This window comes from Tateyamaria omphalii, from assembly GCF_001969365.1.
GTDB classification, from domain to species: domain Bacteria; phylum Pseudomonadota; class Alphaproteobacteria; order Rhodobacterales; family Rhodobacteraceae; genus Tateyamaria; species Tateyamaria omphalii_A.
The window spans coordinates 2,560,654-2,575,414 of record NZ_CP019312.1 but is presented as its reverse complement, the minus strand read 5'-3'; the positions used below and the strand labels follow the sequence as shown (position 1 = coordinate 2,575,414).

The window sequence follows — 14,761 nt, the reverse complement described above, 5'->3', positions numbered from 1 at the left end:
GACATGGATAAGAATTTTCAAACCGTTAAGAGCCGTCCAAAGGTGATCGTATTGCACCCCGGGTCGGTCGAAAATGGTGCTGAACCTATGTGTGGCGTCCTTGATGGCATCAGTGAGGCCGCACTTGCGACTGGGTTGCCCATCATCGTGATCGCTTCATCTGTAGACAGCATACCAGCCCCCCTTAAGGATATGGAAGCTCCACGGATTACCGTCGCTCAAGACAGCCAGCAGGCAGTAAACGTTATAACGAAAATGGCGTTTTGCGAGCTGTCTGATGCATTGTGGGTCACGGGTGTGATGGAAAACGGTGCCACATTGAAAGGCGTTTCCAGAACCCCGTTAGAAGAAGCGCTTCCCCGTCTCCAAAACCTTTCAAATAGCCATCGCCACGCCTCGCTCCGGGGAAATATACCAGCTGAACCCGAGATGGCGCATACAATCCTGATGCCGCTGGACCTCGATCTTGGCTCCATGGAGGATCCCCATAGGCTTTTGACCCATGGGCGTTTCATCTTTGACATTGTTTTGCTGCTCGACGGTCAGGTTCCAACGGCCGGCTTCGCAGTGAAAACCCTTGAAAAACTCGTGGCCGACTTCGCGCCGATCATTTCCAGCTTGGATGATGATTTCTTCGACGGGGCTGAAGAGCTGCGCACGAATTTACTGCGGCTCTCGGCAGGAGGGGCAAAATCGGTGATTGCGGTATCTCGCAAGTTGGATATGGGGCCAAATCAACACTTTATTAAGGACCAGGTTCAACGGGCAGAGCTACCCTGGCACCACACTACCTGGGATGGTTTGGGCGAAATAAATGCTGGCACACCCGGCGCTCTAAGGCTTGAGTGAACGCATCAAATTGATCGATAGAAGACAACTCGTGATGTCACGGTTTTCAACGGCGGGAAGCAGACTTTCGCTGCGGGAACAAACCTAGTGTTAGGCGACTGCAAAGCTGACGTTCCATCGTTGATTGCTTGCAGCCCTTCGACTTTAAGTGGGCACAAGCGAACGCCAAAATTACGGCCGCTTCCAATGGTTGCTTTTGTAAACCGTCTCGGTTTCTCCAGCGAAACCAAACTTTACACTTGTCCACATGTTATCGCCATCCGAGTCGAACTTTGCAGGCTTGCTTAACTTGTTAAATGTTCTGCTTGAAATGTATGTATGATAGCCGGTGTCGCGCACATCAGAGAGTTTGGCCGAAAAGCTCGCAGCCTTTCCTATCCAAATGAGATCGTTGTTGTTCCGAATACCCGATCGAACCGCCCTGACTTCGCCGACGTCGATGCCGACCCCATGCCGAATTTCGATATCGTTGTCCCTGATAGATTTAAACTGCTTCTTGGCTGCTGGATGGATGATTTTCCGCACTGCCCAGTGGATTTCTCGCCCACAAATAGAGGCATTGCTGTTCTTACTATCCCCTACGAAAACGCCCATAACCCGGTCTCCGTCGAAACTCCGTATCGCCCCTCCATGTTTCATGATCAGCCTAGTCGAACAGTCCAAGAAGCACCGAATGATCTTGGCGGTTGTGCTCCACGGACAAAGCTTCGAAAGAAGAGCCGAGTTTCCAAGGTCCGCATAGAGAAACGCAGCTTCAATCTTTACGGCCCCGTCTTTGAGCGCAACATCGTCCGTGGTAGGTATCACTCTTCCATCACGCACATTGAATGTCGTGCCAAACAGAGTATCCACACGGTCTTTCAGGAAGGCCTCGTCAGTTGCCAAAGTTCAGGTCCACACAATGATTAATACTGCTCGCGCTCATTTCTCGTCGCGAGCCTCTGTTAGCTTCAGGTCCAAAAGACCTGCAAAATAAGTGAGCAGCAACAGAGCTAAAGATCCGATCGCAAAAATTCCCGTCTTCAGTTCAGTTTGGACGCTGAAATCAATCAGAGGAAGGTCGAGTTCTCGACCGTCGATTGTCAGAATGAGACTGATTGTTCCGTACAAGACAAATGCAATTAACCCAAATCCGGCAGCGCTCGAAAGGTTTCTATAGCGCAAGTCGGGATTAAGTAGCAGTACCGCCACGAATACCGCCACAGCGAGTGAAGGAGCGACAAGGAAATATGAATACATTTCGAGTTGCATAGCCCACGTCGCGAGCAACGCTGCGCCACCCATCACGCCGCCGGCGATTGCGCTCTTCCACATCCATGAGAGACCTGACCTTTCAGGCTCTTCACCCAATAGCCGGAGGTTCTTTCGCCCAACTCTGTCAACAAGCTCAGTAAGCCGCTTACAAAAATCTGGGTGTGATTTGACGATTTCATTAAAGTCGCTTGCCGACAAAACCCGCGCCTCAAAAACATCCGAATCCACCACCACGTCTGCCGATCTGGCTTCACCAGGTTTCATAGCGGCCATTTCACCGACAATTTCAGGGGAACTTCGTGTGTCTATAAAACGCGAGTTGATAAAGACCTGCACAGAACCGAACAACACAAAGTAAACCTCGTCATCTTCATCGCCGTGATTGATCAAAGCATAGCCTTTGGTGTACCGAACAACCTCGGAATGGCTGACGATAGCACTCGCCAGCGCTTCATCACCTGCGACGAGCTCATTTCGGCAGACGATGTTACGGTGTTTCTTCAGCACCTCTGCCGACAATTGGTGGTTCTTTGTTCGAGATTCCAAAGTGGCTATTTTCTTCTTTCTAAACAACGCTCTACCTCTGCCAAATTCGATACTCTAAGCCGATAACTGCTCTTGTTGCGCATCGCTTCCCCTTCCATCTCCAAAGGATCAAAGCCATAGAATCTGAGGTAGTAGAACAACATCGCCTTGCGCACTGGGAGTTCGAGCACGCCGTCGACCATGCTGTACTCGATCTCAATCTGCTCTCTCTGTTTTGGGCTAAGGTTGTTCTCAGCTTGAAGTCTTAGCGCAGTTTTCTCTTCCCAAAGTGTGTCCGGGCGCGGTTGTCTGAACTGCTCTTGAAATGCATTGGCCGTTTCAATTCTTGAGAGCACAAAATCAGAGAACCGGTCCTTCTCAACATCATAGGCACGCATGTGCCATCGGTGTCCGTCGCTAGCAATGGCATGAGGGCAAAGCGTTCGTATGGTTTCTGAGTCTGAGCTGAGCGAAACATATCGAACCTCCAAACATGCTTCTGCTTCAATTGCATCGAGTACTGATCGAAGAATTTTCGGATCAACCTTGCGAGACGCGATGGCGACAGCGTCAAACTGCGGCAAGTGAGTTGGCCAAATTTCCTCTGCAGTGCGATAGCCTTGATGAAACATCTCCAGATGAAGAAAGAAACCGGAAGACTCCCCGTTGGAGAACTTTGGCTTGAACCTTGAACCCACGACGTAAGATCGGCGTCGCGGGTCGTAGCTCATGTTGCGGGGTGCGATATCAAGATATGTGGTTAGGTCGTTTGTCGCTTGTTGAGGCGATATCTCAAACTGATCTTGCAACGCTTTGCGACCGATCGAACCGGTCCACTGCAACTGAAAATCGATAAACTCAAAACGTCGCCGTACACTTGGTTTGATGTCCATAGCTTGCCCCCCCTGGTGCCTCCCAAATTCTACCATATTGACATTTTGTTGGGAACTCCTATTTTGTATGATTACATAACAAACTGTGCGACTCGCTGCCATGCTAAGCCGCTATGTTAGGAGATGAAGATCATGCCTTGGAAGCACACGGTCGCACGTGATCGTATTCAGAAGCTCTTGGATGAAGTGCCCGAAATGGATGTCCAGCGCTTCGACCAGTATTGGTCGCGATATCAAATCGATAAGGCGCTGCAGACAGCGATGAAGCAGCCCACTACGCCGCCGCTTTTCAGCCTACCAAGGGACAAGGCAGTCGTAGTCGATACCGTTCAGATCTATATCTCGATCGTAGGGTACGATGAGATGCGTTTGGATGATGGTCGTGAAACCGAGACATCTCACGCGCGGGCGCTTAAGGGGCTTCATCTATATTATGGCGCAGCAGATCGTGTGATCGGAGAGACCAACGCACAAAGGGTCGATTTCCATAATGGGCGGATGCATGCAGTTTTTCTTGAGGCCGGAAGCGACGGAGTATCGCAGGAAACCATAGGTCAGGCCCTGGCACTGGCTGAAGACTTCAAGCGCGTAGTCCAAATGGCCAATGATCGTCTGGCCGACGGGGAGTTCGGAACCGAGTTCCGGGTCGGTATTGATGTTGGGACCTGCGTTGCGATCAACAACGGGACCGGTTCTGAACAAGAACCGATGTTCCTCGGTTCAGCGGCCAACCATGCTGCAAAACTTGCGGAAGGCGACGTGCCCGGCGTGTTCGTTTCAGACCGCGTTAGAGCTGTGTTAGGGTATCAAGAGGTCGGCGTACTTGAGAGGTACTTGGGTCTGAACTCCAGTCAAATCAGTGCAAATTCAGCTTATACTTCCGACGATGGCAGTGTGCTGTTTGGAGTAACAAACAGGCAAGCGTTTTCGGATCGAATTGTCGCCACTTGGTCGGACGAAGTTCGAAAGGGTGTTGTCGACGACTTAACGTCCCCCGATTTCAAGTTTTCCTTTATGCGGCCTCCTTTGAGCGAGATTGACTACTCGCAACTCTATCCGAGCAAATCAATCCGGATGCCTCTGGTCTCATTGTTCGCCGACATATCAGGCTACACTAAATTCATCGACGAAGCCGTGTCCGAGGGGAACATTCAGAATGCCGTGCGCGCACTTTTTGTCATACGCCAAGAGTTTCAAAATGTTGCGGAAGTCGACTTTGGCGGTCGAAAGGTTCGGTTCATCGGTGACTGTATCCATGCCTTGGTTGCAGAAGGCAGCGGCATATCAACTGACGAAGCTAGGAGTGTCGCCACGGCTACACAGTGCGCAGCGGGATTTCATGCTTCCTTCGACCTTTGCAAATCCATACTCGAGGGGATCGAAAGCTTGGAGCTTGCCATAGGTTTAGAGCTAGGCCCAACTCCGATCTCCAGGATTGGCATTCGCGGTGAGCGATCCGTACGAGTGGCATCATCAAAAGCGACGTCTGAGTCGGAGAAAATGCAGCGAGAGTGTAACGAGGGCGGTGTAAAGATCGGACCAGACGCACTTCGTGTCGCCCCCAAGGGCCTGATCGATGTCCTTGGTGATCAAGGGTACGCTAGAGACATCGACTACGACGATGTTTCCGCGAGCATTCTTGCGACGCCGACTGAATTATCTCAACCCTTGTACGCCCGTGCTCACGTACCTGCGGAGTCAAGCCAACCGCGCGCGCATCTCGCGAAGAAATGAACTCTCTTGAGCTGCTCCTGAAACACACGCCTTCGTGGGTCCAGCTAGTAAGAAATAGACAAGTATCGGTCCAGGTATCTTGCGCTCCCCGAAAGGCCAGCGGGTTGATCGCAGGACACTACCTTTTGATTCTTTCTCTTTTGAGAGGAGGTGGTGTGAGCGTGGCAGAGGGCGAAGGGGTCAGCAGCTTCCCAAAATCCTGCCCAGAGAGGCACATCAATCCCGATGCCACTTTTTGTGTCTACTACGGATCAACTGAACCGCTTATCGAGGCGCATGCGGCGAAAGCCTGGTGGGAATACTTACGTATGTTCCTCCTTCATCAGGAGTATGCCCACAAATACGGAGTGTGGCCTCTTGAAGGAGGCCTTTCTCATGGAGACGCAGCGCGGATTCAGGAAAAAATGGAAGAGTTGGCTGCTCCATTGGGTTGGAAGGAAGAAATCCTAGTCGGCATGTTTCGCAGCAAGGGCTGGCTGGCCAACAGCTTGCCCAAGGCGTCTCAGCGCTTGGACCGATTACTCAATTCCAGAACTCCGTGCCCTAGAGGTTGTACACGTCAGGCTGACAGCAACCGTTCGATTGTTTGCCGTCAAACAGATGCTGATCTTGATGCAGCAGATGGGAAGCCGATCCTGAGGGCGGAGTGTCCAAACAGGTCGGCATTAGAGCGCATTGCTTTACTCGAGCACAGGCGTCGCAAAGCGCAGAACAATTTCATCAAGGAGATCCGCAAGGATGCGCGGGTGTGTTGCGGGACGATGAAACACTGCCCACTGGCAAAAACAAGTTCGTGACCGATCCCCGTTTGGCATCGCTTCAACGAAGCGAACGGCTGCGATCCAACCGGATATCCATACTTCCACTCAAATCGGTTATGGCCCAGGCTCTTGCTCGAGCCGTGAGCCTTGGCAGGCGCGGTTTCTGCGAACGACCTTGTGACTACGACGAGACCAGGGCGTATTGTGGTGCAATTTGTTCTAGCGCCAGCATCTTGCATTCGCTCAATACGGAATGTTTGGTTTCTTTGAAAATGGATTGATTGATGCCTTTTGATTTTGACGAGCTGGAATGCAACATCTTCGGGGATTTCAAAGCTGGCGACAATGCCGGTTACAACTCCGAGCTTCTGAGCGAATTAGTTGAAGCGAACGAAAACGGCAGGTTCAACAAGCCTATTCTTCTTCAAGCGGCCTCTTTGATTGAGGTCGCCGCTATTCAAATCTTCTACCGAGCTCAAAACTATAATCTTGAAGGCGTCCCGAACGTGAGGGAAGCAGATCGACAAGAGATAGAAGATAAGCAAATCGATAAATTTGCCGTGGTGATCGACAACTTGCGAAAGTATCACATCCTAGATGGAATGAGTGTGGACATCTATGACGAGCTGCACAAGCTACGAAAATACCGAAACAAAATCCATATCCAGTTAGACGTGAACATTCCGGGCGTTCATCGAGACGAGGATCGTGTGTTCACAGGTGCCAGGACACTATGGGCAGTCGATCTAAATTGGCGAGTGCTGTCGTATCTTGCGGAACAGTATTCTCGTCCGAATAATATTCAAGGATTTGTTCGGCCACTCAGGCTGCCGAGGTTAGCTTGATCTCTGCATAACGCGAAAGATAAGTGATCTACGTTCATCCCGCGCGATGAAATGGGCGGAACGGCTATCTGGGTGTTTGAACTTCAAGCGCTCTTCGTCCCGCATTCTGTGGGTTCGACTCGTCACTTACTTTGCTCTTGCAGCGAATGTCTTGAAAGCGGGTTGCGACTGTAGCATATGAACCCCGCGCTGGAGGTCGGCTCTGGGCCGTCCATGCTTCGCCTAGCAATCCAGATCAGATTGATGCTGCGGCGCATCCAAGGCCGGCAGAGAGCCCAAATTGACGGATGCTGCCAAATGCTTGAATGTCCTCTCAAGCCAAGGGGTGTCTTTTCAAGAGCACCGAACTGGCACCGTGATTTAAGAGTCCGCAATGAAAACAAAAACGATCCGACCCATGGAGCGCGATGAATTTAACCGCCACTTTCAAGAACATGTGCATGCGGCCTTTTGGGAAGATGGCTCCTATTCATTATCTGACGCGCTTTCTGCGCGAGAGCTTGAACAGATGACGGCTCTGCAAGACCGCCTTGGCCAACCCTTTGAATTGCGGCTTGGTGCCTTTGATGCGGACAACCGCTTTATCGGATGGAGTTGGGCAAGACAGGAAACCAAACAGACCCTGTATATGATCAATTCCGCCGTGCTTCCCGAGTTTCAACGAAAGGGCGTTTATTCCGCGCTTGTCTCAGCTGTGATTGCAGAGGCAGAGGCGCAGGGATTTCAAATGATTTACAGCCGTCACTGTGCTACGAACAATGCTGTCATCATTCCCAAACTAAAGGCAGGGTTTGTTATCTCGAAATTTGAGTTGAGCGATACGCACGGCGTTCTTGTGCATTTGCATTACTACACAAATGAAACCCGAAGACAGGTGATGGATTACCGCGCCGGTCAAATCGCTCCGAATGAGGCTGTAGCGAAGCTCTTAAGGTGAACCTGATGCGGACATTCAAGTTCAGCTGCCGAATGTCCGCTTCGTCCCGCACTGCTGACCTTGGGCCTCTCACAAATCTCGCGGACGCAGCGAACGGCCGGTTCCAAGAAGCTGCACTGCCGCACAGTCTGACACGATGAATGTCTGGTAAGGGCCGTTTGAGCTAAACAGCTTGTCTTCGCCCAAATCTACAGCTCGATACTCTCACCACGTTTCAGCATGTCATAGATTACTGGGTAGAGCAGCCCGAGGCTCTGCTTGTCTGACTTGAGCAGGAGCGTTGCAAGAGACGCGTGAGACTTCATCGCACGGGCCACTGCCGCTTCTACGGTACCTGGTAAGTTGCCCTTCAGCGCTTGCTCCTTGGAATTTTTTTCCACCTGCGCCATGACCACCTCGTTTTCCGAGGCGATAGCTGCGATCTGGTTCACAAAGCTGATCTGGTCTTCGATGGGCGTGGCTTCGCCAAAAATAGTATTCAGGCGTTCGATGATCTCTTGAATATAGACTGGCACGGCACCCGGAGCAGGTGAACCACCTGCACCCACCGGCTTCAGGACGTCAGGCTCCACTGGTTCGTCAGGTGCCTCTCGATCCTTTATCTCGTATCCAGTGAGTGTGATCCCGCGAAGGTCGACGTTCTCCGGTGGCACGCCGTCCAGACGGTTCGCCAAAAGCTTCGCAAAGGCAGCGAAGTTCTCTAGGTCAGGGTCTCCGAGGTCGATCAGCTGCGCAATGTAAGAATAGGTTCGCGCGAAGCGCGCCAGCCCTGCCTTGAACTCCGTCATTTGGCCGATGGCTTCGGCGACCTGTTCGCGATCGTGATCGGCCCGTTTCATGCCATCGGAATTGTCCGACACCCGGGCAGCTTCAAATGCATCTTCAGCATCCTGTGCCGCTTCGCGAAGGCTTTTCAAACGTGCATTGTAAGCGTCAGTCGGCTCTTGTGTCGCCGCGTACATCGCCTTGTGCTCGGTTTCACTGTCAGCATTGAATGCAGCCGCGGTCTGGTAACGTGCGATGCGGAAGCGGTTCACATGGCTGTCATCATAGATGCCTTGCGCGTCCAGCTGATCCTTCATGTCGTAAATAACATCAAGGTCCTGAACCTCTTCGATCTTCGCGCCGCTGTCATATTGCGCGAAGGCGGCCTGCACGCTTTCGGGCTCGTTTACGAAATCGACGATGAAGGTCTGGTCCTTGCCAGGGAATGTCCGGTTGAGGCGCGAGAAGGTTTGAACAATCTCGACCGCATTGGCGATCTTCTTGTCGACATACATCGCCACTAGTTTGGGCTGGTCGAACCCTGTTTGAAACTTGTTCGCCACCAGCATCACCCGGTATTCGGGGCGGTCAAAGGCGTGACGCAGATCCTGGCCCTTCACGTCCGGGTTCATGTTAGCTTCTGTGAACTCGGCATCGTCCTCGACAACGAAGGTATCGCCGGCCAGCTGGTCATCATTCGCATGCACAACCTCTTGCCCGTTCAGCTTGCCTGAGAAAGCCACCAGCGCGCGTATGTCGGCATAGGCGGGATTGTCAGCAATGAACGCGTCACAGGCCCGTTTGTAACGCACAGCGGCGGCACGGGAACTGGTGACAACCATCGCCTTCGCCTTGCCGTCCAGAAGATGGGCCACGTTGGCTGTGAAATGCTCCATGATGAAGCGCACCTTCTGGGTGACGTTCGTCGGGTGGAGCGTCATCCATGCCGCGAGGGCGCGCTTCGCGGCCTTTCCGTCGACTCGCTTTTCGTCCACCAGCTCCTGACCGAGGTTGAACGCTGTCTTATAGGGCACGTAGCCGCGCAAAACGTCGAGGATAAACCCCTCGTCGATCGCCTGCCGCATCTCATATTTGTGGAACGACTGCGGAAGGTTGTCGTCGGCGGCAGGCCGTGTGGGATCTGCAGGTCGCCCGAACAGCATCATCGTTGAATGCTTAGGCGTCGCGGTGAAAGCGAAGTGCGAGACATTGGCGGGGCGTTTGCGGGACTTCTGGATCTCGGCCAGAATGTCCTCGACAGTCATGTCCGCCATATCCGTTTTGGATGACAGGGCCAGCGTGGCTTGCAGCTTGGACGCGGTGTTGCCGGTCTGGGAGGTATGTGCCTCGTCGATGATCACGGCGAAATTCTTATCGCTCAGGGAGCGCTCGGTCAGTATCGCTTCCATGGCGAAGGGGAACGTCTGGATCGTCACGACGATGATTGGTGTGCCCTTGGTCATCGCCTCGGTCAGCTGTTCGCTCTTTGACTTGGACGACGTGTCCCTGTCGATGGCTGCGATCAGGCCGGACTGATGGTCGATCTGCTGCACCGCGTCCTGTAACTGACCGTCCAACACATTCCGGTCGGTCACGATGATGGCGGCGTCGAACACGGGGCGGCCATCGTCATGGCGCAGCTTGATCAGGTCATGGGCCGTCCACGCGATGGTCGAGGTCTTGCCAGAGCCTGCGCTGTGTTCACACAGATAGGACAGTCCGGGGCCATTGGCCTTGGCGTCCGCAATCATTTTGTTGACCGCGTCGAACTGGTGGTAGCGCGGAAAGATCAGGGTTTCCTTGGTCGTCCAGTTGCCGCGCAGGTCCACGACCTCTTTCTTCTCCACATAGACAAAGCTGTGGAAGATCCGCAGGAAGGCGTTGGGGTGGCAGATATCCTCCCATAAGTAGGCGACGGGGTATTCGCCATCGTCACGGGGCGGGTTGCCGCCGTGGCCATCATGGCCGCGGTTGAAGGGCAGGAAGAATGTGTCTTCGCCTGCCAGTTTCGTGGCCATCCAGATCTCCGAATCCGACATGGCGAAATGCACGATGGCGCCGCGCTTGAACGTCAGCAGCGGGTGTTTGCGACCCCCTTCCACGGGTGCGCGGTCGCGGCGGTATTGGGCCTTGGCGTGCTCGACCGATTGGGTGAAATCGGTCTTAAGCTCCACCGTAGCCAGCGGCAGACCATTCAGGAACAACACCAGGTCAATCGCCAGCGCGCGGCCGGGGTGGTATTTCAGCTGCGGGACGACGCGCAGGCGGTTGGCGGCGTAGTTGTGCAGGGTCGTGGCGTTGCGCTGATCCTCGGGGGCGGCCTCGGACATGTCGAGGTGACCTGCACCCGCGATGTCGAAGCCGCGGCGCAGGACGTGGAGCGTGCCGTGCTTCTCCAGCGCGGCCTCAAGGCGGCCTGAGACCTTGTCGAGGGTCTTGGCGCCGTTCATCGCCTCCAAACGCTCCCACTTTGGGCCTTGAGTGGCCTTCAGCCAGGCGGCGAGATCGTCTGGGTAGAGGGCGCGGTCGGCGTCGTAATCGTCGGTGGTGCCGACCAGCCAGCCCTGCGAGCGCAGACGCTCGACGATATAGGCCTCAAGGTGCTTTTCATGGTGCAGATCGCTCATGCCATATGCCTCACGTCGATTTTGCCGGTGACGGCCGCGGTTATCAGTGCCGCCCGCTTTTCGCGTAGGAGGGCGATGGAGCGGTCGGTTTTGGCGATCAGCCCACGGATACGTTCAAGCTCAAGATCAATCCTGTCTGCGATCCGCTGTTGCTCCTCCAGCGGGGGCAGGAACACAGGCAGCTCCAAGAACTTCTCTGGTTCCATGCGCCACTGATCCGTCCTAATGCCGTTCGAGATCAAACGGTAAACCCAAGGCATCGGACGGGCGCGCAGGTAATGGTGCATGTAGCGCGGGTTGTGCTCACCAACGGGTGTCATAACGACGTAATCGGGGCTGGTGATCCCGCGTAGGGCGGACACACCCATGGAGCCTTGCCATGCCTTCATCTTGTTGATGGCAAGGTCGTTAGGTTCGACAAGCTGGTACTTGGACAAGTCTTCTGGCGTCTTGTTGATATTATCCGTGCGCGAGGATTTCTCGATCACGCCGAACTCGCGATAGACGGACAACACGGTCAAATCGTCATAGCCTTGACGCTTCACCTGTTTGAAATGGTTCTTCATTCGACCGCGTGTCCAATGGGCGGGAACCTTGCCACGCCATTCGACGCCGCTGTCGATCATGTTTGCATTTGGATCAATGCCCGCACGTACGAACCGGGAAATGGCGGCTTTTTCTTTGTCGTTGAGAAGCGCGATGAAGCGGGTCTTTTTCTCGATTAACCCATCAATCCGCACGGTCTCGCGGTCGAGATACCCCACAATGGCGGTTTGTTCTTCGAGATCAGGGGCGACTATGGGCAAGCGGCGCAGGTCGTCAAAACCAAGTGACTGCCGCATACCGCCGCCCATAGAATAGAACACCTTCTGAACGTCATAGGCTCGCATAAGGTAGTTGAACAATGCGGGATTGATGCCTGTGGGTTCGACCGCAACGTAGGCGGACGTAATGATCCCACGCTCACTGCAAATCGCCGAACGCAGGCTGCGTTTGTCATTCTGCAAATCTGTAAGGCGAAAGACGACGTTATCCGCCTCTACGATTTGATACGTTTCGTACGAAGCAGGCAACAACCCGTCGCTGGTGTTGATATCCTTACGCTTGATCCTGCCATAGCTAAGCGAAAGCAGGTTATCTTCTTTCATGCCAATGTTCTTCGCCTGCTTCTCGCGGGCGATCGCGAAAAGCGGTTTCTCTGACCAGTGAGATGGAATGTTATCAATCCAAGGCGCAATCGCATCGGTGCGTTCAGTGTAGGTTGCGTAACTCACCCCGCCACCTCCGCCAGCACGGCCGCAATCTCGGCCTCGACCGCTTTCAACTCCGCGTCGATCTCGTCCAGATCGCGTGGGGGCACGTATTCGTAGAAGTAGCGGTTGAAATTGATCTCATAGCCCTTGATGCCGATCTCGCCGTCCGTCTCGTCACGATAGGTCTCGTCAATATAGGCGTCATGGGCGTGAGGTGTGACCTCGGCCTCCAGATAGGCGTAGATATCGGCGGTCCCGTCCGCGGCGAGGGGCACGTTCTCGTAGTCGGTCAGATCGTCGTCGGGGATCACCTGGCCCCTCTTGTCCGTCACCGGATCAAGGTCCGGATCATGCACGCCAAATGCCTTGCGGAACGCCTTGATCAGCCCGGCATCCGCCTTGCCCAGATCCGCATCGCGCTTGACGGCGTTCTTGGCGAAGACCTCCATCCAATGCCAGCCTTCTTCCGCGCCCATGTGACTCTCAAACAGCGCCGTCCAGCCCGCGCGCTTTGCCTCTGTGCGCTTCTCCCAGGCCTTCTCGTCGGCCAGTGCCGTCAGCCCCTCGGCCGAGATGACGATCTTCTTGCGCAGGGGACGCAGGACCTTGATGCGGCGATAGCCGAAGTCGGGCGCACTCAGGATGAGGCTCTGCTTGGTCACCTCGAAATCCGCGCACATCTGTACGATATCGCGGGTCTGCTGTTCGCCCACGCGGCGGCGCTTGTTGCCCTCGGACTTGCGCATGGGCTCATACATCTCGGTCGCGTTGATCAGCTGGACCTTGCCCTTGCGGTGGGCGGGTTTGTCGTTGGACAGGATCCAGATGTAGGTGCCGATGCCGGTGCGAAAGAAGATCTCGGTGGGCAGGGCGATGATGGCCTCGACCACGTCCTGTTCCAGCAGGTGGCGGCGGATCTCGCTTTCGCCCTGGCCCGCGTTGCCGTTGAAGAGGGGCGAGCCCGACAGGATGATCGCCGCGCGCCCGCCGCCGTTATCGGGGCTTTCGAGCTTGGACAGCAGGTGCAGCAGGAAGAGCATGGAGCCGTCGGAGACGCGGGGCAACTTGGGGCCGAAGCGACCTTCGAACCCCTGTTCCTTATGCTCGCGCGTGACGTCGGCCTGGTCCTTCTCCCACTTCTTGCCGAAAGGCGGATTGGACACGCAGTAATGAAACTTCTCGGGCCGGTGCTTGTCCGCCGACAGGGTGCTTCCCAGGGCGATGTTCTTGGACAGGTCGCGCCCGGGGTCGGTTTCCAGAGTCTTGAGCAGCATACCGGCGAGGCAGACGGCGTGTGTCTCAGGCTCCAGTTCCTGTCCGTAGGGGATAATGACGGGGGCGATGGAGTAGCGGTCCTGCAGGTTGCGGACGTGCTCCATCCCGTCGGACAAAAAGCCACCAGTGCCGCAGGTCGGGTCATAGAGCGTGCGGATGAGGCCGGGGTTTTCGATGAAGAGCTGGTCATCGGGATCCAGCAGAAGCTCGATGGCCAGATGGACGACATCGCGGGGCGTCATGAAGTCCTCTGCCGCCTCGTTCACCTCCGCGCCGAAGCGACGGATCAGGTGTTCGTAGACGTTGGACATGGTGCGCTCGGGCACGGTGTCGGGGTGCAGGTCGATGGCGGCGAAGTTCTGGCAGATCTTGTACAGGACCCCGGCGCGGTCCATGCGGGCAATGGTGTTGGCGAAATCGAACTGCTCGAAAATGACGCGGGCGTTGTCGGAGAATTGCGAGATGTAGTCTTCGAGATTGGCGCGCGTGCGCGTCGCGCCGAGGCTGCGAAGGTCGTAGTTCGAAGTGTTGTAGAAGGGAAAGCCGGTCTGCTGGCGCAGGATCACGTCCATATCGATGCCGCTGTCGCCCAGGTTTTTGACGGTTTCACGAACCTCTTCCCTGGTGGGTGCAAGTACGCATTCGAGGCGGCGCAGCAGGGTGAAGGGCAGAATGATCTTACCAAATTCGGTGTGGCGGAAATCGCCCCAGAGGTCGTCGGCGTTTTTCCAGATAAAGTCTGCAAGTGAGGTGTTCTTGGTCTGCGCGTCGCTCAATGTCTTGGTCCTTTTGGCCCTTGAGGGGCTTCCTTGTCTTCTGCTTCGAAGTGCTCTTTCATCAGCTTGAACGCGAGGCGGAATCCATCCACCTGACTCATCCGTTGGCTGACGCAGAACTCCTTGAAGGCCCACCGCTCGTCCTCGGTGATCTTCAGGTTCAGGTTGGCCGGTTTCGATTGCTGCTGAGGCATCTCTCGCATCCTTTGCCATAGGTTAGGGTGCTTTCTTCCATCCTGCAAAGGAAGAAGATATCAGAAGCCGACA

12 protein-coding genes are annotated in these 14,761 nt (G+C 54.8%); 5 read left to right on the top strand and 7 right to left on the bottom strand.

What is annotated here, in order from left to right:
- Positions 1-3 precede the first annotated feature (3 nt).
- Positions 4-849 carry a hypothetical protein gene (locus BWR18_RS12705; RefSeq protein WP_157598756.1) on the top strand — a complete coding sequence of 282 codons (846 nt, stop codon included), beginning with the start codon at positions 4-6 and terminating at the stop codon, positions 847-849.
- Between the two features lie 171 nt (positions 850-1,020).
- Here BWR18_RS12705 and BWR18_RS12700 read toward each other — a convergent pair whose 3' ends face one another.
- Genes BWR18_RS12700 through BWR18_RS12690 form a run of 3 tightly spaced genes read right to left on the bottom strand, consistent with a single transcriptional unit; the run spans position 1,021 to position 3,521 of the window.
- A complete protein-coding gene (locus BWR18_RS12700; protein WP_076628727.1) occupies positions 1,021-1,734 on the bottom strand; it encodes an adenylate/guanylate cyclase domain-containing protein in 714 nt (237 codons plus the stop codon).
- A 36-nt stretch (positions 1,735-1,770) separates the two neighbouring features.
- Positions 1,771-2,610, bottom strand: a complete 840-nt coding sequence (locus BWR18_RS12695) for a cyclic nucleotide-binding domain-containing protein (RefSeq protein WP_172839384.1) — start codon at positions 2,608-2,610, stop codon at positions 1,771-1,773.
- Positions 2,611-2,654: 44 nt separating this feature from the next.
- Complete coding sequence (locus tag BWR18_RS12690) at positions 2,655-3,521, bottom strand: WYL domain-containing protein (protein WP_076628723.1); 867 nt, start codon at positions 3,519-3,521, stop codon at positions 2,655-2,657.
- A gap of 123 nt (positions 3,522-3,644) precedes the next feature.
- Between BWR18_RS12690 and BWR18_RS12685 the strand changes: the two genes are divergently transcribed.
- From BWR18_RS12685 to BWR18_RS12675, 4 genes are all read left to right on the top strand, one after another.
- Positions 3,645-5,255, top strand: coding sequence for an adenylate/guanylate cyclase domain-containing protein (locus BWR18_RS12685; protein WP_254684858.1), 1,611 nt, complete (start codon positions 3,645-3,647; stop codon positions 5,253-5,255).
- Positions 5,252-6,052 (top strand): E2 domain-containing protein, encoded by an 801-nt coding sequence (locus BWR18_RS21685; protein WP_368073615.1) that lies wholly within the window; start codon positions 5,252-5,254, stop codon positions 6,050-6,052. The genes BWR18_RS12685 and BWR18_RS21685 overlap by 4 nt, the downstream gene beginning before the upstream one ends.
- Before the next feature lie 248 nt (positions 6,053-6,300).
- A complete protein-coding gene (locus BWR18_RS12680) occupies positions 6,301-6,861 on the top strand; it encodes a hypothetical protein (protein ID WP_076628721.1) in 561 nt (186 codons plus the stop codon).
- Positions 6,862-7,258: 397 nt separating this feature from the next.
- A complete protein-coding gene (locus tag BWR18_RS12675) occupies positions 7,259-7,798 on the top strand; it encodes a GNAT family N-acetyltransferase (RefSeq protein WP_172839383.1) in 540 nt (179 codons plus the stop codon).
- 188 nt (positions 7,799-7,986) lie between these two features.
- Here the strand turns inward: BWR18_RS12675 and BWR18_RS12670 are convergent, their stop codons facing one another.
- Genes BWR18_RS12670 through BWR18_RS12655 form a run of 4 tightly spaced genes read right to left on the bottom strand, consistent with a single transcriptional unit; the run spans position 7,987 to position 14,688 of the window.
- The gene (locus BWR18_RS12670) at positions 7,987-11,190 is read right to left on the bottom strand and encodes a type I restriction endonuclease subunit R (RefSeq protein WP_076628717.1); all 3,204 of its coding nucleotides are present in this window, start codon (positions 11,188-11,190) and stop codon (positions 7,987-7,989) included.
- Positions 11,187-12,464: a restriction endonuclease subunit S gene (locus BWR18_RS12665; protein WP_076628715.1), complete on the bottom strand. Its 1,278-nt coding sequence runs from the start codon at positions 12,462-12,464 to the stop codon at positions 11,187-11,189. Before BWR18_RS12665 ends, BWR18_RS12670 begins: the two co-directional genes overlap by 4 nt.
- Positions 12,461-14,494, bottom strand: a complete 2,034-nt coding sequence (locus BWR18_RS12660) for a type I restriction-modification system subunit M (RefSeq protein WP_076628714.1) — start codon at positions 14,492-14,494, stop codon at positions 12,461-12,463. The genes BWR18_RS12665 and BWR18_RS12660 overlap by 4 nt, the downstream gene beginning before the upstream one ends.
- Positions 14,491-14,688 carry a hypothetical protein gene (locus tag BWR18_RS12655; protein WP_076628712.1) on the bottom strand — a complete coding sequence of 66 codons (198 nt, stop codon included), beginning with the start codon at positions 14,686-14,688 and terminating at the stop codon, positions 14,491-14,493. The genes BWR18_RS12660 and BWR18_RS12655 overlap by 4 nt, the downstream gene beginning before the upstream one ends.
- Positions 14,689-14,761 lie beyond the last annotated feature (73 nt).

Bases quoted from the DNA above. Each gene is read 5' to 3' on its own strand.
- BWR18_RS12705 (WP_157598756.1), top strand. From the start codon at position 4: ATGGATAAGAATTTTCAAACCGTTAAGAGCCGTCCAAAGGTGATCGTA.
- BWR18_RS12655 (WP_076628712.1), bottom strand. From the start codon at position 14,688: ATGCCTCAGCAGCAATCGAAACCGGCCAACCTGAACCTGAAGATCACC.
- BWR18_RS12685 (WP_254684858.1), top strand. From the start codon at position 3,645: ATGAAGATCATGCCTTGGAAGCACACGGTCGCACGTGATCGTATTCAG.
- BWR18_RS21685 (WP_368073615.1), top strand. From the start codon at position 5,252: ATGAACTCTCTTGAGCTGCTCCTGAAACACACGCCTTCGTGGGTCCAG.
- BWR18_RS12690 (WP_076628723.1), bottom strand. From the start codon at position 3,521: ATGGACATCAAACCAAGTGTACGGCGACGTTTTGAGTTTATCGATTTT.
- BWR18_RS12680 (WP_076628721.1), top strand. From the start codon at position 6,301: ATGCCTTTTGATTTTGACGAGCTGGAATGCAACATCTTCGGGGATTTC.
- BWR18_RS12675 (WP_172839383.1), top strand. From the start codon at position 7,259: ATGGAGCGCGATGAATTTAACCGCCACTTTCAAGAACATGTGCATGCG.
- BWR18_RS12670 (WP_076628717.1), bottom strand. From the start codon at position 11,190: ATGAGCGATCTGCACCATGAAAAGCACCTTGAGGCCTATATCGTCGAG.